16 protein-coding genes are annotated in these 21,288 nt (G+C 38.5%); 13 read left to right on the forward strand and 3 right to left on the reverse strand.

Features of this window, described 5'->3' with window-relative positions; translation table 11 throughout:
* Positions 1-62 precede the first annotated feature (62 nt).
* From ispG to ESZ36_RS09660, 6 genes are all read left to right on the forward strand, one after another.
* The gene (gene ispG, locus ESZ36_RS09635; protein ID WP_146786904.1) at positions 63-1,193 is read left to right on the forward strand and encodes a flavodoxin-dependent (E)-4-hydroxy-3-methylbut-2-enyl-diphosphate synthase; all 1,131 of its coding nucleotides are present in this window, start codon (positions 63-65) and stop codon (positions 1,191-1,193) included.
* A 182-nt stretch (positions 1,194-1,375) separates the two neighbouring features.
* Positions 1,376-2,656, forward strand: coding sequence for a histidine--tRNA ligase (gene hisS, locus ESZ36_RS09640; RefSeq protein WP_146786907.1), 1,281 nt, complete (start codon positions 1,376-1,378; stop codon positions 2,654-2,656).
* A gap of 23 nt (positions 2,657-2,679) precedes the next feature.
* Positions 2,680-3,351, forward strand: a complete 672-nt coding sequence (locus ESZ36_RS09645; protein WP_146786910.1) for a YfgM family protein — start codon at positions 2,680-2,682, stop codon at positions 3,349-3,351.
* Between the two features lie 51 nt (positions 3,352-3,402).
* Positions 3,403-4,647, forward strand: a complete 1,245-nt coding sequence (gene bamB / locus ESZ36_RS09650) for an outer membrane protein assembly factor BamB (RefSeq protein ID WP_146786913.1) — start codon at positions 3,403-3,405, stop codon at positions 4,645-4,647.
* Positions 4,648-5,174: 527 nt separating this feature from the next.
* Entirely contained in the window at positions 5,175-6,671 is a 1,497-nt protein-coding gene (der, locus tag ESZ36_RS09655; RefSeq protein WP_146786916.1) for a ribosome biogenesis GTPase Der, read from the forward strand.
* Positions 6,672-6,831: 160 nt separating this feature from the next.
* Positions 6,832-7,506, forward strand: a complete 675-nt coding sequence (locus tag ESZ36_RS09660; RefSeq protein WP_146786919.1) for a PilZ domain-containing protein — start codon at positions 6,832-6,834, stop codon at positions 7,504-7,506.
* Here ESZ36_RS09660 and ESZ36_RS09665 read toward each other — a convergent pair.
* Positions 7,498-8,931: a sensor domain-containing diguanylate cyclase gene (locus tag ESZ36_RS09665; protein ID WP_146786922.1), complete on the reverse strand. Its 1,434-nt coding sequence runs from the start codon at positions 8,929-8,931 to the stop codon at positions 7,498-7,500. The two genes, ESZ36_RS09660 and ESZ36_RS09665, sit on opposite strands and share 9 nt — an antisense overlap.
* Positions 8,932-9,025: 94 nt before the next feature.
* Positions 9,026-10,360: an exodeoxyribonuclease VII large subunit gene (gene xseA / locus ESZ36_RS09670; protein ID WP_146786925.1), complete on the reverse strand. Its 1,335-nt coding sequence runs from the start codon at positions 10,358-10,360 to the stop codon at positions 9,026-9,028.
* A 220-nt stretch (positions 10,361-10,580) separates the two neighbouring features.
* Between xseA and guaB the strand changes: the two genes are divergently transcribed.
* From guaB to ESZ36_RS09700, 6 genes are all read left to right on the forward strand, one after another.
* Complete coding sequence (gene guaB / locus ESZ36_RS09675) at positions 10,581-12,053, forward strand: IMP dehydrogenase (protein ID WP_146786928.1); 1,473 nt, start codon at positions 10,581-10,583, stop codon at positions 12,051-12,053.
* Positions 12,054-12,405: 352 nt separating this feature from the next.
* Entirely contained in the window at positions 12,406-13,983 is a 1,578-nt protein-coding gene (gene guaA / locus ESZ36_RS09680) for a glutamine-hydrolyzing GMP synthase (RefSeq protein ID WP_146786931.1), read from the forward strand.
* Positions 13,984-14,307: 324 nt separating this feature from the next.
* The gene (locus ESZ36_RS09685; protein ID WP_146786934.1) at positions 14,308-14,655 is read left to right on the forward strand and encodes a RidA family protein; all 348 of its coding nucleotides are present in this window, start codon (positions 14,308-14,310) and stop codon (positions 14,653-14,655) included.
* Between the two features lie 193 nt (positions 14,656-14,848).
* The gene (locus tag ESZ36_RS09690; RefSeq protein WP_146786937.1) at positions 14,849-15,568 is read left to right on the forward strand and encodes a glutathione S-transferase family protein; all 720 of its coding nucleotides are present in this window, start codon (positions 14,849-14,851) and stop codon (positions 15,566-15,568) included.
* Positions 15,569-17,086 carry a protein adenylyltransferase SelO gene (locus tag ESZ36_RS09695; protein WP_146786940.1) on the forward strand — a complete coding sequence of 506 codons (1,518 nt, stop codon included), beginning with the start codon at positions 15,569-15,571 and terminating at the stop codon, positions 17,084-17,086.
* A 2-nt stretch (positions 17,087-17,088) separates the two neighbouring features.
* Entirely contained in the window at positions 17,089-19,176 is a 2,088-nt protein-coding gene (locus ESZ36_RS09700; RefSeq protein ID WP_146786943.1) for a RecQ family ATP-dependent DNA helicase, read from the forward strand.
* A 118-nt stretch (positions 19,177-19,294) separates the two neighbouring features.
* Here the strand turns inward: ESZ36_RS09700 and ESZ36_RS09705 are convergent, their stop codons facing one another.
* Positions 19,295-19,873: a bacteriohemerythrin gene (locus ESZ36_RS09705; protein ID WP_146786946.1), complete on the reverse strand. Its 579-nt coding sequence runs from the start codon at positions 19,871-19,873 to the stop codon at positions 19,295-19,297.
* 421 nt (positions 19,874-20,294) lie between these two features.
* Between ESZ36_RS09705 and ESZ36_RS09710 the strand changes: the two genes are divergently transcribed.
* Positions 20,295-21,170, forward strand: a complete 876-nt coding sequence (locus ESZ36_RS09710) for a DMT family transporter (RefSeq protein WP_211357777.1) — start codon at positions 20,295-20,297, stop codon at positions 21,168-21,170.
* The last annotated feature ends 118 nt before the right edge of the window (positions 21,171-21,288 follow it).

Below are 21,288 nucleotides of genomic sequence, written 5' to 3' on the forward strand. Positions count from 1 at the left end.
TTTTAGGGGAACTCCTTAATTTAGCAACTACTTTACATACAGAAAAAGTATAAAGAAAAATTATGTTTAAAGAATCACCAATTATACGCCGTATCTCTCGCCAAATAATGGTCGGTAATGTACCTGTTGGCGGCGATGCGCCTATTACTGTGCAATCAATGACAAATACATTGACCACTGATGTAGCGGCAACGGTGGCGCAAATAAAAGCATTAGAAGCCGTTGGCGCTGATATTGTTCGTGTTAGTGTACCGACAATGGATGCTGCCGAAGCCTTTCGTGAAATCAAAAAACAAGTGAAAGTTCCTTTAGTTGCTGATATTCATTTTGATTATCGTATTGCCTTAAAAGTTGCCGAATACGGCGTTGATTGCTTGCGTATTAATCCTGGTAACATTGGTAATGAAAATAGAATCCGCAGTGTGGTTGAGTGTGCTAGAGATAACAATATCCCCATTCGCATTGGTGTCAATGGTGGTTCATTAGAAAAAGATATTCAAGAAAAGTATACCGAGCCAACGCCAGAGGCATTGTTAGAATCGGCTATGCGCCATGTTGATATATTGGATAGACTAAATTTCAACGAATTCAAAGTGAGTGTTAAAGCATCTGACGTTTTTTTAGCGGTTGAGTCTTATAAGTTATTAGCAAAACAAATTGATAATCCATTACATTTAGGGATTACCGAGGCCGGCGGTTTACGCTCTGGTTCGGTAAAATCATCAGTTGGTTTGGGATTATTATTAGCGCAAGGCATTGGCGATACTATACGCATATCACTCGCAGCTGATCCTATTGAAGAAATTAAAGTGGGTTTTGATATTTTAAAATCACTTAAATTACGTAGTCGCGGTATTAATTTGATTGCGTGCCCAAGTTGTTCTCGACAAGAGTTTGATGTTGTTTCGACAGTAAATGCTTTAGAGCAACGTATTGAAGATATTATGACGCCAATGGATGTCTCAATTATTGGCTGTATTGTTAATGGGCCAGGTGAAGCGATGGTGTCAGACCTTGGCTTAACGGGCAGCAGTAAAAAAAGCGGTTATTACTTAGACGGTATACGTCAAAAGGAACGCTTTGATAACACTGACCTTGTTGACCAATTAGAGCAACGTATCCGCGCTAAAGCACGCTCGATGAGTGAGCGTCTTGATGAAAAAAACAAAATTGATATCCTAACAAAAGACTAAAACTAGCGTTAACTTATCGTGTAAGGCAATTAAAACACTATAAGCACCATGGTTTATTCAATTCGTATTATTAGGTATACTGCGCGCTGCGCAATTTTAACACAGCATTAAGTGCCAGAAAGTGGGCCCAAAAGGGGCATGCTGATCGGCCTTATAGAAAAACAAAAAGAGAGAACAGCTCAGTGGCTAAACAAAAGGCTCTACAAGCAATACGTGGCATGAATGATTGCCTTCCAAGTGAAACTAATATTTGGCAAATGGTTGAAACGGTACTGCGCCGTGTTGCCAGTAATTACGGTTTTGCTGAAATTCGCATGCCGATTGTTGAGTCAACCGCTCTATTTAAACGTGGTATTGGTGAAGTAACCGATATTGTTGAAAAAGAAATGTACACCTTTGATGATTTAAATGGCGATAGTTTAACGCTCCGTCCAGAAGGTACTGCAAGTTGTGTCCGTGCCGGTAATCAACATGGCTTATTATATAACCAAGAGCAGCGTCTTTGGTATATGGGACCAATGTTTCGTCATGAAAGACCACAAAAAGGTCGTTATCGCCAGTTTCATCAATTTGGCTTAGAAGCCTTTGGAATTGCGACTCCAGACATAGATGCGGAAATTATTTTACTAACTTCGCGCTTATGGCGGGAACTTGTTATCAATGAATTTGTCACACTAGAGTTGAATTCATTAGGATCAAACGAAGAACGTGCTAATTACCGTGAAGCTTTGATTGCTTATTTACTTGAGCATGAGGAGTTACTTGATGAAGACTCTAAGCGACGTATGCACACTAATCCGTTAAGAGTGTTGGATAGTAAAAATCCACAAGTTCAAGAAGCTTTAACGAATGCACCTAAGTTATCAGATCATTTTGGTGAAGAAACGCAAACGCACTTTGATACGCTATGTGCTCGCTTAGATGCAGCAGGTATTAATTATGTATTGAATGAGCGCTTGGTACGTGGCTTAGATTACTATAATCGCACTGTTTTTGAATGGGTAACTACAACACTTGGCGCACAAGGTACTATTTGTGCTGGTGGGCGCTATGATGGTTTAGTTGAGCAACTAGGTGGTAAAGCAACACCGGCCTTTGGTTTTGCCTTAGGTATTGAGCGCTTAGTTTTAATGCTAACTGAATTAGAAAAAGTAACTAATATTCGTCCACAGGTAGATGCCTATGTCGTTATATTGGGTGATGATGCACAAGTTGCCGCGAACAAGTTAGCTGAACAATGGCGTGATCAAGTACCAGATATAAGATTGCAATGTCACTGTGGTGGCGGCAATATGAAAAAACAATTGAAACGTGCCGATAAATCCGGTGCACAAATCGCGTTAATCTTAGGTGATGATGAAATCACCCAAGAGAAAGTTATGGTGAAATACTTACGCGGACAAAAAGAACAGGAAAGCGTGGAATTTACCCAAGTTTCGAGCTTGTTATCTGAATTAATTTAAAGGCTTTAGGCCAAGGTGAAGTAGTGGAAATTTATCAAACTGAAGAACAACAAGTAGAAGCAATTAAAAGTTACTGGCAACAAAATGGTAATACTATTATCGCGGGTATCGCCCTAGGTTTTGCTGGATTTATCGGTTTTAACCTTTATCAGGATAATAAGTTTGATGAAGAGCTAGCCGTATCAGATAGCTACCAAACACTTATCGAACAAAGTGGTAAAGATGCTAAAGCTTTTACCGCTAATGCTGAAAAATTTATCAGTGAAAATGGTAACAATAGCTATGTTGCTTTAACTGCATTAGCCCTTGCTAAAGAATCGGCAACCCATAAAGATTGGCCACAAGTTCAAAAACAACTAGCTACTGCAATTGAATCTGCACCAACTGATGGTATTAAGGCTATTGCAAGTTTACGCTTGGCTCGTGTGCAAGTTCAGCTTGAGCAATATTCAGATGCCCTTGCCACATTAAATAACGATTTACCTGAATCATTTACTGCTGCTATTGAAGAAGTCAAAGGTGATGCGTATTTACAACAAGGTAAAAATGATCTTGCCCGTAATGCTTATCTAGCTGCTATTGCCGCTGACGGTATTGCTACAAGTCCAAGTTTACAGATTAAATTAGATGATTTAGCACAAGTTACTACTCTACCTGTGGCTGAAGTGGTCGCTGCTGAACCTGCAGCTAAGTAACCTATTTAGGTTGTTTAGCAAGATCATTTACTGTTGTTAATAAGGCAAACTATGCGTTGTTTTGATAAAAGTTTTTTTAAAGGTCTGAATACTAAAAAAGTATTCGCCATCATTTTGTTGTCTTCAAGCTTATTCGCTTGTTCATCAAGTGATGAAGAAGATCTTAGCACTAAAGTTGCAGAGCTCTCTGATTTAGATAATGCTTTTGATGTGGAAATATTGTGGGACCAAAGTGTAGGCGATGGTGTCGGTGACTACTTTTCGCGTATAAAGCCCATTGTTGCCTACAACAAAGTCTATAGTGCCAGTCGCACGGGTGATGTTGTTGCTTATGAAAAAGAGAGTGGCGATAAAGTTTGGCAAGCTGATTTAAGTGACATTAATGATGAACGTAGCTTTTGGGATAGTCGTGTTTCTGCTTTAGTAGCAGGCGGTCCTATTGCAGGTATGAATAAAATATTTCTTGGTACTGAAAACGGTGATGTTTTTGCCTTGGATGCTGAAACAGGTGAGCTAGTATGGCAAGCCAAAATTAAGGGTGAAGTTATTACTCCTCCTGCCATTGATTCAGGTATTTTAGTGGTAAATTCTGCTTCAGGCGTGCTGAAAGGTTTTGATGCTAATACTGGCGATGAGTTGTGGAAAGCTGAACAAGATGTTCCAGCATTAACATTACGTGGTATTAGTACACCAGTTATTGCATCAGGTGGTGTATTAGTAGGCTCTGGCAAGGGTGAGTTAGGTGTATATATTCTTGAAAAAGGCCAAGCAGGTTGGACAACAGAAGTAGGTGAAGCTACCGGTTCAACTGAATTACAACGCGTTATCGATGTTGATTCAGCGCCAGTAGTGTTTGGCGATAAAGTTTATGCCATTTCTGCTCGTGGTAACTTGGTTGCTATCGAATTAAAATCAGGGCGAATTTTATGGAAACGCCAATACTCTTCATTTAGACAAATTGCTGTTTATCGTAATGATATTTTTATTACCAATACTCGCGGTCATATTTATGCTCTCAATAGAATTGATGGTATTGAACGCTGGAGTAATGTTGAGTTAACAAATCGCAGCGTAACTGGGCCAGCGGTTGTTGATGATTATATTGTGGTTGGTGATTTTGAAGGTTACTTGCATTGGTTAGATCAAGAGACAGGTGAAATAGTGTCTCGTCATCAAGTCGACAGTAGTGGTATATATTCAACGCCAACTGTTGTTGATGATGTAATGTACAGTCAATCACGTGATGGTGACTTAGAAGTTATTATTACACCAAAAATTGTCAGTGCAGCTCAATAAGTTGCACTGTTTATATACCCAAGCTACCTGAAGGTTCAGATTTCAGCGGGAATTAGAAATGCCTTTAGGCAAGGCATTGATTGTAGAGAATAGTTATTCTATTGTCTCAATCAATAACGCATCGTAAAGCGTTTCTAAACCAGCCCTTCGGGGACGTCTGAGCAAACCATGTTCTTCGTTACCTCCTTTTTTAAGGGAATAACCCTTAATAAAATGAGGCGCCTTGATCATGAATCGCTCAATCGCCCTGAAACAGGTACCTTCAAGTGGCTTGGGTATAAGTTGTTTTTTTTAAAATAAAGCAACTAAAGTTAATAACGGCTCCTATGCATACCCGTTACCAATCAATATACACTTTGATTGGTAACGGGTATAAAATGCATTAGGAGCCGTTGCTTGTTTTTAGCAATATCATTTTTAACTAAGCTGACTGAGTAGTTTTGTTTTTAATCTTTGATATTTAGTTTTTATATTTGTTTGAAAAACCGTGCATTACTCGCTTGCATGGTGATTCCTTTGAGGTGCTCATGCTTCCTGTAGTTGCTCTAGTTGGCCGTCCTAATGTCGGAAAATCAACGTTATTTAACCGTTTAACCCGTAGTCGAGATGCTCTTGTAGCCGATTACCCTGGTCTAACTCGCGATCGTCAATATGGTCAAGCTGAAGTAGAAGAACATCCCTTTATTGTTATTGATACTGGTGGTATTAATGGCGATGAACAAGGCATTGATGTGAAAATGGCTGAACAGTCATTGATGGCGATAGAAGAAGCCGATGCGGTACTGTTTTTAGTTGATGCTCGTGATGGTTTGACAGCAGCTGATCATGGTATTGCAGATCATTTACGTAAGCAAAATAAAAAAATATTTGTCGTTGCCAATAAGATTGATGGAATTCATGGTGATTCGGCCGTGGCTGAATTTTACTCGTTAGGATTAGGCGAGCATGTTCACCAAATTGCAGCTGCTCATGGTCGTGGTGTTACGCAACTTTTAACGATTGCACTAACGCCTCATATTGAAGAACTTGGCAAACCAAAAATAGAAGAGGGTGAGGCGGGTGAAGGTGAGTTTGATGATGCTTTCTTTAGTGATAAGGACGTTGAGCTTACAGAAGAGCAACTTGCTAAGAAGCTTGAAGATGAACCTCAAGAAAATGACAAGATAAAATTAGCGATAATTGGTCGTCCTAATGTCGGAAAATCAACGTTAACCAATCGAATTTTGGGTGAAGAGCGTGTTGTTGTTTTCGATATGCCTGGTACAACGCGTGATAGCGTTTATATTCCAATGGAACGCAATGGCCGTGAGTACACCTTAATTGATACTGCTGGTATTCGTCGTCGTAAAAATGTTACTGATGTCGTAGAAAAATACTCAGTGATTAAAACCTTGCGCGCCATTGAAGATGCCAACGTTTGTCTTCTTATCATTGATGCTCAAGAAGGCATTAGCGATCAAGATTTAAGCTTATTGGGCTTTATTCTTGAAGCAGGTCGTTCACTCGTTTTAGCCGTCAATAAGTGGGATGGATTAGAGGATCATGAAAAAGATCGTATTAAGACGGAACTTGATCGACGTTTAGGTTTTATTGATTTCGCCCGTGTACATTTTATTTCTGCTTTACATGGTACAGGTGTTGGTCATTTATATGAGTCAGTTGAAGAAGCTTTTGTTTCTGCAACTAAACGTATTTCAACTGCCATGGTAACTAAAATACTTGATATGGCGGTTTTTGATCATCAACCTCCTTTACATCAAGGACGACGTATTAAGCTTAAATATGCGCATGCTGGTGGTTATAACCCGCCTATAATTATTATTCATGGTAACTCAGCGAAGAAGTTACCTATGTCTTATAAGCGCTATTTAATGAATTATTATCGTAAGTCATTAAAAATGATGGGAACGCCTATCCGTATTCAATTTAAAGATACGCTGAACCCATTTGCAGGTAAGAAGAAGCTAAATTATACAGAGCAAAAGAAAATTGCTCGTGCCACGCAAGGTTATAAAAAAGACTAAGGTTCAGCGCAACTTTCATATAACCGTTACCAATCAATAGGCATGTTTCAGAATCTTTGAGCATTTTGAAAGGTAACGGATATATAAATAGCAAGTTGCAATCATGCCTTGGTTTTACTAAGGTAACAAATATGCTCCACGTATTATCTGATCGAAGAATATGGCCGAACCAGAAATCTTAATTGATCCAACTAAACCTTCTGCACGTAATTTATCTTATTTGAAAGCGGGTGCGCCTATCATTATTGATATCTCTACGCCTGCTGGTCAAAAAAGAAAGTTTAATACCTATTTTATTGGTTACTTACCTAAGAAATATGTCCTCATTGAGTACCCAGACTCCTCAAAATTAGGTGCGTTTTCTCAATACATTGGTCAAGGTACTGTAATTACAGTACGTGGTCTTATTGAAGGTCGAGACGGTGCAGCAGTTGCTTTTATAAGTACCATTAGACAAACCTTGCAAATTCCCTCGCGTATTATGGTGTTAGACATCCCAAATACTGTGACATTACAGCAATTACGTTCTTCCGTTCGCATTGAAACTCAGATAGTAGCTAAAGTTAAAATTGATGATGTTTACTGGCAAACCACGATGACAAATTTATCTGTTAATGGTGGTCAGTTAGATATTATAAATGGTGAAAAATTGGTACTGGCGGAAGATAAAGTCATCGAAATTTTGGTGGAAACGAGTGAAGGAGAAGACAACATTAAATTTGACGCGACTGTTTGTAATTTTAAGAAGCAAGTTGATGGTGTGTCTTTTGGTGTTAAATTCAATCAAGTGAATAAACAACAAGTAATAGAATTACTCTATCAAGCCTTAGTCTGACACAATGCAGTTTTTTCCCTTTGATTTTGCTTTGTATAAAGCCAAATCAGCACGTTTTAAAAGTGTATCAATATTATCTTCATCAGTCACAGAAGTTGCTCCTAAACTAATGGTAACTTGTTGTTGAGCATATTGTGACAAATGATTACTATTGGCAACTTGGGAGCGCAATTGCTCAGCAATAACTTGGGCTTGATTAATATCAGAGTCGATTAAAAGGATAATGAATTCCTCACCTCCCCACCGTGCGACAAAATCACTTTTTCTAACATTATTATTTAATATATTGGCTAACGATTTTAGTACTTTATCACCAACGTCATGTCCCTTAGTGTCGTTAACATCTTTGAAGTTATCAATATCAATAAATAAAAGTGACAGCTCGCTATTATAACGTTCTTTGAGTAATAATTGCTTTGCGAGTTCATTATGAAAACTGCGTCTGTTGGGTAAGTGAGTAAGGTCGTCATTACTGGCCAGTTTATCTAATTTCAAATGAATTTTTCTAACATAAAGCACAATGATAAAGCTTATCAGTAGGGTAATAACTGCTGAGAGAAGTACGTTGAGATAAAAGGTTTCTTCAGCTGCTTGGGTAAAGTTGTTAACCTTGGCCTCAACGATAAGATATAAGTCTAATTCACTAATATATTTTCTATTAAGTAAAAAAGCTTCTCCCGCCTGCGTGTATTCAAATACCTGACTTCCTTTACCAATAATGTCTGAAAGTTGTCTCGCAAGATCAGGTATATCACTCAGGTTATTTAATTTTTTCACGTTTTGCTCAGCAATCACAACCTTGCCATTAACATCTACAAAGTAAACTGAAAACTGATAACGTTGTCTGAAAGCTTTTAACATATCATTGATGTAAGACGTTTTTAATCCTACACCCGTGGCACCAATCATATGATAATCATTATCAAGAATTTTATGGTTGATAAACATGATAAGTTCACTGCCCATGTTGGTATTGTAATCTATGTTGATCTCGCTTAGTTCCGAGGATTTTTGAAAGTCTAAATACCACTGACTATTAGGACTTTTTTTATCAATTTTATCCAACATGCCTTTAGCCGAGTAGTAGTTTCGGCTTTTATCTGAAACTAAAAATGCGGTGAACATTTGGTATTTATTTTGAATGGTTTCTAGGTAATGTACAATTTTCTGCACTTCATCTTCTTCATCTGATAGCCAGTCAATTAAAAAGGTATCGTGCGCCATCATTGAGGCAATGAGATTAGGTTCAATGATGTTTTTCTGAATTTCAGTGTATATATTATCTATTGTTAAAGGCAGGGCGCTATTTTTTAATTGCTCTCGAGTCGTTTCCATCGAGGTTAAATAGTTAATTACCGTTAAGGTAGCAGACAAGGTAAAAACTAAGGCAGTTATAATGAAAACAATTCGGTAATTAAAGCGCATAACATAAGTTGTTTTAGTAAATATATCGAAATCATATCAGTTATTATGCACTTTAGTAAATTTTACTAAGTCATGGTAAGTAGTGTTGTAGGCGTTATATCACTCTAGCATTAATGCGCCCATCGCTAAGCTGTACACTAATTTCTTCGTCACTTGAGAGTTGTTCCACTTTAGTGATCACATCATTCTGCTTATTACGAGTCACACTATAACCTCTAGCTATCGTAGCAAGCGGGCTAACTAGTTGTAATTGCTCAATCAAATGCACAAAATTTTCACTGTTATGCTGTAATGAATTTTGCATTGCTTGCGTGATCCTATATGCATTTTGGTTAACTTGTTGTTGCTGTAATTGAATAGTCTTTAGCGGGGATTGCTGTAACAGTCGTTGGCTAAGCTGAGTAGGCTTATTCTGTATTTTCTCTATATTACGCTTCATTGCTTGCTTTAAACGTAAGCTTAATTCATCCGATTTCTGCTGTTGTAACTGTAACTGCTGTTCGGGATGCACTTGAGATAAACGATGCTGTAAATAATGTTGTTCATTGCCTAAATACGCTAACTTGTTTTGCTGAGCTTTTATCAAACGCTGTTTAAACATGAGTAATTGATTTAGCAATTCACTACTATCACTTGATACTAACTCTGCCGCTGCGGAGGGGGTTGGGGCACGTAAATCGGCAACATAATCACTCAGGGTTGTATCAATTTCATGGCCAACGGCGCTAATGACAGGCAAAACACTCTTATAAATGGCCTGCACTACAGTTTCTTCATTAAACGGCCATAAATCTTCTAAAGAGCCACCACCTCGGCCAACAATAAGTACATCACATTCATTGCGACTATTAGCACTCTCAATGGCATGACAAATATCTCCTTGAGCATATTCGCCTTGTACTAGTGAAGGGTAGATTATGGCTTTGATATTTGGATTACGACGTTTTAGCACGGTTAAAATATCTTTAACGGCAGCGCCTGTAGGTGAAGTGACAATACCTACACAGCTGATATGTTTTGGTAGCTGCTGTTTATGAGATAAATCAAAAATGCCTTGGGCATTAAGTTTGTTTTTTAATTGCTCATATTGTTGACGTAATAAACCCGTGCCAGCATCTTCCATATGCTCGATAATTAATTGAAAGTCTCCACGTGGCTCATATAAAGATACTTTTGCTCTAACTAATACTTGTTGACCATTACTCGGAGCTGCCCCGGTACTTAAGCGAACACGTCTATTGCTTCCCTTAAACATGGCGCACTTAACTTGTGACTTCGCATCTTTCAATGATAAGTACCAATGACCCGAACTGGCGGCAATAAAATTTGATACTTCGCCAGTTAACCAAACAGTGTTTAATTCGCTTTCTAGAATAAAACGTACTTTTTTAGTTAACTCGCTGATTTGTAAAATATGCTGTTGGCTCATAAGGGTGAGAAATCAAGGCTTAATAATTGATAAGATTTACTATTATTTATTGAATAGCGCTGTCTTTCAATTTATTTTCATCATTTAACGCTGTTTAACATTTAATATTACAATCTTTTAATGAAAAGTTAATAAAAATAGGTTTACCTAAAACAAGAAAACGGTTAAAATTCTGCCGCAATATTCACTCCCTAACCAACCCTTTTAGAGAGATGTTGCGATGCTAAGAATTGCCCAAGAAGCTTTAACTTTTGATGACGTATTACTTGTACCTGCCCATTCAAAAGTACTCCCACACACGGCTGATTTAAAAACTAAATTAACCCGTAAAATTAATTTGAACGTACCTATCGTTTCTGCGTCTATGGACACAGTAACAGAAGCGCGCTTAGCTATTAAACTAGCGCAAGAAGGTGGTTTAGGTTTTATTCATAAAAATATGACCATTGCTGAACAAGCGAAAAATGTTTGTAAAGTGAAGAAATATGAAAGCGGTATTGTTTCAGACCCTGTAACAGTTAGTACTGACTTTACTATTGAACAAGTTATGCATAAAGCTGATGACTTAGGTTTTTCAGGTTTCCCTGTAGTAGATGATAACAACAACTTAGTTGGTATTATTACTGGTCGTGATTTGCGTTTTGAAACAAATTTAACAAAACCAGTTTCTTCGCTAATGACAGTGAAAGACAATTTAATCACGGTTAAAGAAGGTGCTGCACGCGAAGAAATTTTAGGTTTAATGCACACTAACCGTATTGAAAAAATATTAGTGGTTGATGATGCGTTCAAATTAGTAGGTCTTATTACTGCGAAAGATTACCAAAAAGCTGAAAATAAGCCTGATGCGTGTAAAGACGAATTAGGTCGTTTACGTGTTGGTGCTGCAGTTGGTGTAGGCGCAGGAACTGACGAGCGTATCGACGCTTTAGTTGCAGCAGGTGTTGATGTTTTATTAATTGATACTTCACATGGCCACTCTCAAGGCGTTCTTGATCGCGTTAAAGAAACACGTGATAAATACCAAGATTTACAAATTATTGCTGGTAACGTAGCAACCGCTTCAGGTGCAAAAGCAATGGCTGATGCCGGTGTTGATGCCGTTAAAGTTGGTATAGGCCCAGGTTCAATCTGTACAACGCGTATCGTTACTGGTGTTGGTGTTCCACAACTAACTGCTATTTCAAATGCTGTTGAAGGCTTGAAAGGTACTGGTATTCCAGTTATCGCAGATGGCGGTATCCGCTTCTCTGGCGATATTGCTAAGGCACTTGTTGCTGGCGCTCACTGCGTTATGGTTGGCAGCATGTTGGCTGGTACTGAAGAAGCACCGGGTGAAGTTGAACTTTACCAAGGTCGTTACTACAAATCTTACCGTGGCATGGGCTCTTTAGGCGCTATGGCGCAAAAAGATGGTTCAAGTGACCGTTACTTCCAAAAATCTGAAGGCGAAGCAGACAAGTTAGTACCAGAAGGTATTGAAGGTCGTGTTGCTTATAAAGGTCCAGTATCCGCTATTATTCATCAACAAATGGGTGGCATACGTTCATCAATGGGCTTGACTGGATGTGCAACTATTGAAGAAATGCGCACTAAGCCTGAATTTATGAAAATAACTTCAGCAGGTATGGGCGAATCACATGTACATGACGTGACTATCACCAAAGAAGCACCTAATTACCGTATGGGTTAGTCGAATAGCTTATTCCTGTGCTAGTTAATCACAATAGCAGCATCAGAAGTACTCACTGACTAGCGTCAACTCAGTGCTTCTTCTTTGCTCTAGTGCTAACTAGCTTTGAACTAAACTATTCTTAGTCGCTTTTTATGATAAATGTAAAAACGAATTTTTGTCAGGCTGAACTATGAATAAATTAGTTCAGCCTGTTTTATTTAAGATACCACGCTCTAAATGAGCGAGCTTTAGGCAAGGCTGTTGAGTCATTAAACAAATGAGTTTATGTTAATAAATGATTTTGTTTCATTACGAAAACAACGCAGTATAAAGTTTGCCCATGACGAGCGTCAAAAGTAGGAAAACACACATGAGCAAAGACATTCATGATCACCGCATACTAATATTGGATTTTGGTTCACAATATACTCAGCTAATTGCACGTCGCGTACGTGAAATTGGTGTTTACTGTGAGCTTTGGTCTTGGGATGTAACCGAAGAGCAAATTAAAGGCTTTAACCCAACAGGTATTATCCTTGCTGGTGGTCCAGAGTCAGTAACTGAAGCCAACTCTCCTCGTGCTCCTGAATATGTATTTACCGCTGGCGTGCCTGTATTAGGTATTTGTTACGGCATGCAGACAATGGCTGAACAACTTGGCGGTGGCGTTGAAAGTTCAGACCATAAAGAATTTGGCTATGCAGCGGTTGAGTTAATTGCTAAATCAGCGTTATTCAACAATGTTGAAGATAGTATTGGCGATAACGGTAATGCTTTACTTGACGTTTGGATGAGTCACGGTGATAAAGTATCAGCTATCCCTGAAGGTTTTGTTACCGTTGCACAAACAGCAAGTTGTGCTTATGGCGCAATGGCGAACGAAGAAAAACAATTCTACGGCGTACAATTTCACCCAGAAGTTACCCATACTAAACAAGGTTCACGCATTTTAGAGAACTTTGTCGTTGAAATTTGTAAGTGTGAAAAATTATGGACTTCTGCATCAATCATTGATGATGCAATCGCTAAAATGAAAGCACAAGTAGGTGACGACGAAGTTATCTTAGGTCTTTCAGGTGGCGTTGATTCATCTGTTGTTGCTATGTTATTACATCGCGCGATTGGCGATAAACTTACCTGTGTATTTGTTGATAACGGTTTACTTCGTTTAGACGAAGGCCAGCAAGTGATGGATATGTTTGGCGACCACTTTGGTTTAAATATTATTAAAATTGAAGCGGAAGATAGATTTTTAAATCGTTTAGCGGGTGAAAGTGAACCAGAAGCAAAACGTAAAATTATCGGTAATGTCTTTATTGATGTTTTCGAAGAAGAATCTAACAAGCTTGATAATGCAAAATGGTTAGCACAAGGCACTATTTACCCAGACGTGATTGAGTCAGCTGCTTCTGCAACAGGCAAAGCACATGTGATTAAATCGCATCATAACGTTGGTGGTTTACCTGATTACATGAAATTAGGTTTAGTTGAGCCGTTACGTGAATTATTTAAAGATGAAGTTCGTAAAATCGGCTTAGAGCTTGGTTTACCATACGACATGCTTTACCGTCACCCGTTCCCTGGACCTGGTCTAGGTGTGCGTATTTTAGGTGAAGTGAAAAAAGAATATGCCGACTTATTACGTCGTGCAGATGCTATCTTCATTGAAGAATTACACAAACATGACTTATACACTAAAGTAAGCCAAGCGTTTACCGTGTTCTTACCTGTTAAGTCAGTAGGCGTTATGGGCGATGCACGTAAATATGATTGGGTTGTCTCTTTACGTTGTGTTGAAACAATCGACTTTATGACGGCGCGTTGGTCACACTTACCTTATGATTTCTTAGGGTTAGTTTCTAACCGTATTATTAATGAAATTGATGGCATCTCCCGTGTAGTTTACGATATTAGCGGCAAGCCGCCTGCTACTATCGAATGGGAATAATTTAGTTTTAGACTGGTTAAATCATCTAACTTCGTTGTCGAAGGTACTTACTGACATGCGTCAGCTCCGTGCCATCTCCTAGAAGTGAAATCATTTTCCGTCGTCTAAAAGCTAAATTCATGACTTGATATACAAAGCCTCAATGTTGAAAAACTTTGGGGCTTTATTTTTATAATAACTTTGAACACCAAACAAGGAGCTCAATCTAGTTGAGTGCTTTAACGAAGCCGTAGAGTTTTTTATTTTTGAGCTTATGACTATAAGTGATGAAATAAAAAGTGAATACAATGAAGTTAAAGCCTCAAATAGGAAGAGTACATTACTATGATTGAGAGAATTGAAACTAAACAAAGAATGAGCCGAATTGTTAAGCATAACGGTACTATTTATTTATGTGGTCAAGTTGCGGCAGATGCCACTAAAGATATCACCGAGCAAACGCAAACCATGCTTGATAAAGTTGATATATTATTAGCGCAAGCGGGCAGTGACAAAAAGCACATCTTATCAGCAACTATTTATGTTAAAGACATGAGTTACTTTGCTGAGATGAATGCCGTATGGGATGCATGGGTGCCAGAAGGGCATGCGCCGGCACGTGCTTGCGTTGCCGCTAAAATGGCGAGAGAAGCATTGCTTGTTGAAATCTCAGTGGTTGCAGCAGAAATATAATGCTGTAAAAAGTGTTATATAGAGTGAACCTAGCGGACACTGGATTAAATTGAAACGCCGATAAAGTTGGCGCTAAATTATATTCAGTGCTTTCTTACTTGTAAAAAAAGGCCAATATGGATACTGTATAATAATACAGGTCTATTGGCTTTTTTTTCGTGTTAATTTTACGATATGCAAACAAGGATGAGTAATGATTACACTTTATGGGTTTGGTAAGTGCTTTAATGTGATGGACGCTAGTCCATTTGTGGTTAAAGTGGATCTTTTTATGCGTATGGCCAATATTCCATGCCAGGTTAAATATGGCGCCAAATATTTAAAAAAATCACCAAAAGGTAAATTACCTTTCATCGATGATGACGGTACAGTAGTTGCTGATTCTGATGCAATAATGACCTATTTAACAAAGCAGTATCAGGTAACCTTAGATGCTGAATTGACACCAGAGCAAAAAGCACAAGCTCATTTAATAACTAAATCATTAGATGAAGGTCTTTATTGGTGTTTGGTTTATTCTCGTTGGGCGACGGATGAATGTTGGCCGTTAACTAATGAAGCTTTCTTTGCTACTTTACCGATACCACTACGTTGGTTTTTACCTAATATTATTCGTAAATCGGTGAAGAAAAATCTTCATGGCCAAGGCGTTGGTCGTCACTCATTAGAAGAAATCCTCGCTATTTCAGATAAGAGCTTAGCGTCACTGTCCACGCTTCTGGCAGATAAAAACTTTTTCTTTGGCGAGACTCATACCTCATTTGATGCCGTCGTTTATTCGCATTTATGTGAGTTTATTTCAGTACGTTTTGATAATGGTTTTGAAAGTAAATTTACTAAAAATGCCAAAAGATACCAAAATCTAGTACAATTTTGTCAACGAATTGAAGAAAAATTTTACCAAGAGAAATAAATGTCCATAAACCTGTCTAATAACTACCAAGCACTTGGCACAAGCTTTTCAGAGCAAACATTGCCTGCTCCTGTGGCTCAGCCATCATTATTATTATGGAATGAACCATTAGCCAAAGCGTTAACTATTCCTTTTAGTAAAGACAATGATGCTGAACTACTCGCACAATACTTCTCAGGTAATCAATTGATTGAAGGAAGCAAGCCAGTTGCACAAGCTTATTCTGGGCATCAGTTTGGTCACTTTAATCCGCAGCTTGGTGATGGTCGTGCACATTTATTAGGGGATATTGCAGATATTCAGGGACAACGTTGGGATATTCAGCTTAAGGGCTCAGGCGTAAGTAATTTTTCACGTCAAGGTGATGGTCGTTGTGCGCTTGGTCCAGCATTGCGCGAATACATCATGAGTGAAGCTATGTTTTCTCTTGGTGTACCTACTACGCGTTGTTTAGCGGTGGTCACTACCGGTGAAAATGTTTATCGGGAGCGGCCTTATGATGGTGCCGTTGTTACACGGATAGCTGCAAGCCATATAAGAGTTGGAACTTTCCAATATTTTGCTGCGCGGGGTGATACAGACTCGCTTAAAAAGTTAACAAATTATGCCATTAATCGTCATTTTCCCGAGTTACTACCTACATCATCAGAAGGTACAAGTGACAAAAGCGATGGCAACAAAGCTGACAATGAAATTAGCAGCCAACAAGTGCTTGAATTTTTCTCTGCCGTTTTATCAAAGCAAATTCCTTTAGTGCTTTCATGGTTAAGAGTTGGTTTTATTCATGGTGTAATGAATACAGACAATACGACTATTTCAGGTGAAACCATAGATTACGGCCCTTGTGCCATGATGAATGCTTATCATCCAGAGACTGTCTTTAGCTCAATTGATCGTAATAGTCGTTATGCTTTTGGTAAACAGATAAGCATTATGCAGTGGAATATGACTCGATTAGCCGAAACTTTATTACCGTTAGTCGATAGCGATGAAGATGATGCAGTAGAGAAAATTGAGCCATTATTAAGCCAATTCCATCAAGACCTCCAACAAGGTTATTTGACTATGATGGCCGCTAAACTTGGCATAGATGAACCAGCGGAAGGCGACGGTAAGCTGATTAATGACTTGATTACTCTTATGAAAGAGCAAAAATTAGATTACACGCAAACTTTCACTGCATTAACAGCCTCATTAACTGATTCATATAACGACAATCCTAATGATGTGTCCCTAACTAATGTACTTAATGAATGGTTACCTCGTTGGAATACTCGAATTGAGTCATTTAAAGCGGCTGCTCTTACGTTAATGGTGAGTAATAATCCGGTTGTTATTCCAAGAAACCATCATGTTGAAGCCCTGCTAGAGAGTTGCCAAGAAACAGGCGATTTAACTGCGCTAAATAAATTCTTGGCTGTATTGCGACAGCCTTATACAGAAATCACGGAGACTAAAAACTATCAAGATGCTCCTGTCGATGGTGGTAAAGACTATCATACGTATTGCGGCACATGATCATGAATAACCCGCAAAGTAACTCGCTTAAAACATCACTTTTAGAAACGTTTGGCTTCGATGGCTTTCGCCCCGGACAAGAGCAGACCATTACTCAACTACTTAATGGCCAATCAAGCTTATCTATATTCCCGACAGGCTCGGGCAAATCGTTGTGTTATCAGTTAACTGCACTGCATTTACCACATTTAACGTTAGTGGTATCGCCTTTATTAGCTTTGATGAAAGATCAGTTGTCGTTTCTTGCAAGCAAAGGCATTAAGGCGGCAAGTATTGATTCGACCTTAAAAGGAAATGAAGCACAAACCGTGATGGCAGGTGTGCGTGATGGTGATATTAAAGTATTAATGGTGTCTGTTGAGCGTTTTAAAAATGAACGCTTCAGGCAATTCATTGAATCTGTACCCGTGTCTATGCTGGTGGTTGATGAAGCGCACTGTATTTCTGAATGGGGTCATAACTTTCGACCAGATTATTTGAAATTACCGAGTTATTGCCAAGCGTTAAAAATTTCGTTGGTGTTATTACTTACCGCAACAGCGACGCGTAAGGTAAAACAAGATATGGCGGCTAAGTTTGCTATACGAGACGAACATATTGTGCAAACTGGCTTTTATCGATCAAACCTTGATTTAAGTGTACTGCCTGTTACTCAGACGCATAAAAACAAGCAACTTGAGCAAATTATTTCGGCGCAACAAGGTGCTGGTATTGTTTACGTTACTTTGCAACATTCAGCTGAAACAGTCGCGCAATATTTAAAACAGCAAGGTATTAATGCTTGTGCTTATCATGCTGGTTTTGACAGTGATACTCGCAGCCAAATTCAGCAAGACTTTATGGCAGGTAAAATACAAGTAATTGTCGCGACAATTGCCTTTGGCATGGGCATTGATAAAAGCGATATACGCTTTGTTATTCATTATGACTTGCCAAAATCTATAGAAAATTACAGTCAAGAGATAGGACGAGCAGGACGAGATGGGCAGCCTTCGCAGTGTTTTACGTTAGCTAATCTAGATGGCTTAAATACCGTTGAAAACTTTGTTTACGGCGATACACCTGAGTTTACCGGCATTGAAATGTTATTAAACGCGATAAAGTCAGAGGTAATAACAAGTGCTTACTCAAGCACAAGTGACAGCCGATCTGAAGGAAAGTGGGAGTTGCAAATATTACAGTTATCTAATGCTGTTAATATTAAACAACTACCGCTAAAAACCCTCTTAGTACAGTTAGAGTTAGCGGGTGTAATTGAGCCACTTTACGCTTACTTTGCTGACTTTAAAATCAAACTATTAAAACCTAAAGCTGAAATTATCAATAGTTTTAATGATCAGCGTAAAGACTTTTTACAACGTATCTTTAATGCTACCGACTTTAAAAAAGTCTGGGGCAGTTTAAATTTTGATACTTTACTGCAAGATAAAAGTATTGAACGTAATCGTGTAATAGCCGCCCTTGAATACCTTCAAGAACAACAATTGATAGTGCTTGAAACTAAAGGTATGACAGAGGTATTTAAAATAAATCTGAATGAATTAGCCGATCCTGGTTTGTGCCAAACACTCAGTCACTACTTTAAAGATAATGAAGAAAAAGAAATTAAACGTATCGCTACGTTAGTACGTTTTTTCCAGCTCGACACTTGTTTAACGGTAAACTTAGCGCGCTATTTTGATGATAAAATATTTGATGCGCCTGTTGTTGACGACATAGCTATTGATGGCGCAGTTATTAACGGTACTAGCTTAAATGCTAATGATACTGGTACTCGTAATTTAGCAGTAGCCCCACAATGTGGTCACTGTAGTGTTTGTCGAGGTCAAGTGGCAGTACTTGAGCATTCTCAAGCACAAATTCCATGGCCCAGTGATGACGCTTTAAAGCAGGGCATGACGGAATTGGCCGAGCGACTTAGCGGAAAAATAAATCAACCACTATCAATTGAAAGTTTTTGCCGCTTTTTTGCTGGCATGTCAGTGCCATTATTTGGTCGCAATAAAGTAAGACAATTATCTGGCTTTGGTTTATGCGAACAGCAACGATACCAAGCTATACGTGAAAAGCTGGCCAGTTTAAGCAAGTAAAGGAGTGTTAATAAAAATAAGCTCCGCCTAAATCCCCAAAGATTTAGGCGTAGCTTTTTAGTTTTTACCTTTAACTAAGTGGAGGGAAACAAAGAAAACAGAAATCAGAAAAAGAATGCTAAATATCAAACTCGTCAGCACCTAGCTCAACTAGATAATCACGGTACTGGGTATCAGATTCTTGGATATGGTTAATTAACCAATAGGTGAGTAAATTAGTTACTTGTTTAAGTGAGTCATGACCTTCTATGTTATAAATAGCGACATACTCTTCTACTTTATCAATCATGGCTTGATGTTCTTCTTGATGTTCAGGCAAACCAGGGTAGCCATAATCTTCCATCAATTTTTCTTCACGCTTAAAGTGATACTTGGTATAGCTTACTAACTCTGCTAAAGCTTCACGTTCAAATTCTTCACACTGGGCATAATCGAAAGCGATGCTAAATTGGTTTAATAAATGCAACAGTTTCTTATGGTCTTGATCAATATACTCAATACCTATGCTGTACTCTTTACTCCATTTAATTTGTTTGATGTGTTTCTGCTTTATCAGCGGCATCATGCACAATGCTGCGATTAGCACCCAAGGTGTTGGACTAACAGGGTTAGTCAAAAAACTGAGAATAACTGATAGCAATATGAGAATAGAGATAATGATAAAGCTAGCAGACTTAACACGATTATTAACAATCACGATAGTAACCTTACAAGTAATAGGGAATTGAATAGAGCTGCTACTCTACTCTTTAATAAGGACTTTTTGCATTTAACCGACACTTTTGTTGATATTAGTCAAATTTACGATGTATTAACTTTATTTTGTTCTGTTTATTGATTTATCTCATTGTTTTATAGTTGTTTTAAGGCTAGTTCTCAATCTGTTTAAAATACATTGTTGCATAAACTCTCCTCTCAATTAAGTATCAACTGCCCAGTCAGTTATATTTTAGCTTACCGTTGAGCGACTCAAAGACCAAGCAGTGATAACAAAACCGTGAGTAATAATCTGATCAAGCTAGTTCGCACCGACTATAAATGAGATAGAATAGCGCCTATTCACCGAGCTAATCCGTTTGGTATAACTTTCCTTCTTCTTTATTCGAGTACAACAGTAAATGTTCACCACCATAAAAAATTCAATGCCAATGAGTGTTTGGTATATGTTGATCTCAGCGTTAGGTTTTGCCTTAATGGCTGCCTGTGTAAAAGAAGTTAGCGGTTTAGGCATTCCAGTCCTTGAAATTGTCGCAGCAAGAGCCATTGTGTCAGGCATTATTAGTTACGCTGATATCAAACGTAAAAAGATATCCCTATGGGGACATAATAAAACGCTACTGATTGCGCGAGGTACCGTTGGTTCGTTTGCCTTGATGTTTGTTTACTATGCCGTAACAACCTTACCCTTAGCAGAAGCGACCGTATTACAATATTTGCATCCTGTGTTTACTGCAGTGTTGGCTGTGTTTTTTTTGAAAGAAACCATACAACGCTCAACCATCACTTGTATCGCCATCAGCTTACTTGGCTTATTCATTATCATTCAGCCGAATTTACAATTAGACAGCATTGTACATTACCCATGGATTAGTATTGGCTCGGCTGTAATGGGGGCGCTTGGTAGTGCTATTGCTTATGTCATTATCAAAAAACTGACTAAAACTGATGACAGCTCTGTTATTATTTTTTACTTTCCTCTGATTGCCTTTCCTATCTCAATGATAATGTTGGGTAGTGATTTTGTTATGCCGAGTCTAGCTGCGACCGGTCTACTGATTTTAGTGGGTATATTCACTCAAGTTGGGCAGGTGGGTTTAACCAAGGCACTGCATAGCGCCGATGCTAATAAAGCAACCGCATATGCCTATGTACAAGTACTTTTTTCAGTCTTTATTGGGTGGGCATACTTTAGTGAAGTTCCTATGGCCACTACCATTATGGGCGGTGGATTAATCATGGTAGGTGCTTTAATCAACGTACTTTGGAAACGCTAGTAAATTTACGTGCTGTTACACTCCCCCTAAACCTTGCTAAGGTAGCGCTAAGTGGATTTATTAATTAATCTACTTAGTGATAGTAGTAAGTGTTTATTTCGACCTTAAAGGTCAGGCT

Source organism: Colwellia demingiae (genome assembly GCF_007954275.1).
Taxonomy (GTDB): domain Bacteria; phylum Pseudomonadota; class Gammaproteobacteria; order Enterobacterales; family Alteromonadaceae; genus Colwellia; species Colwellia demingiae.

Coding starts and splice junctions, on each gene's coding strand:
- guaB (WP_146786928.1), top strand. CDS start 10,581: ATGCTAAGAATTGCCCAAGAAGCTTTAACTTTTGATGACGTATTACTT.
- ispG (WP_146786904.1), top strand. CDS start 63: ATGTTTAAAGAATCACCAATTATACGCCGTATCTCTCGCCAAATAATG.
- ESZ36_RS09710 (WP_211357777.1), top strand. CDS start 20,295: ATGTTCACCACCATAAAAAATTCAATGCCAATGAGTGTTTGGTATATG.
- ESZ36_RS09665 (WP_146786922.1), bottom strand. CDS start 8,931: ATGCGCTTTAATTACCGAATTGTTTTCATTATAACTGCCTTAGTTTTT.
- der (WP_146786916.1), top strand. CDS start 5,175: ATGCTTCCTGTAGTTGCTCTAGTTGGCCGTCCTAATGTCGGAAAATCA.
- ESZ36_RS09700 (WP_146786943.1), top strand. CDS start 17,089: ATGAATAACCCGCAAAGTAACTCGCTTAAAACATCACTTTTAGAAACG.
- guaA (WP_146786931.1), top strand. CDS start 12,406: ATGAGCAAAGACATTCATGATCACCGCATACTAATATTGGATTTTGGT.
- bamB (WP_146786913.1), top strand. CDS start 3,403: ATGCGTTGTTTTGATAAAAGTTTTTTTAAAGGTCTGAATACTAAAAAA.
- ESZ36_RS09690 (WP_146786937.1), top strand. CDS start 14,849: ATGATTACACTTTATGGGTTTGGTAAGTGCTTTAATGTGATGGACGCT.
- ESZ36_RS09660 (WP_146786919.1), top strand. CDS start 6,832: ATGGCCGAACCAGAAATCTTAATTGATCCAACTAAACCTTCTGCACGT.
- xseA (WP_146786925.1), bottom strand. CDS start 10,360: ATGAGCCAACAGCATATTTTACAAATCAGCGAGTTAACTAAAAAAGTA.
- ESZ36_RS09685 (WP_146786934.1), top strand. CDS start 14,308: ATGATTGAGAGAATTGAAACTAAACAAAGAATGAGCCGAATTGTTAAG.
- ESZ36_RS09695 (WP_146786940.1), top strand. CDS start 15,569: ATGTCCATAAACCTGTCTAATAACTACCAAGCACTTGGCACAAGCTTT.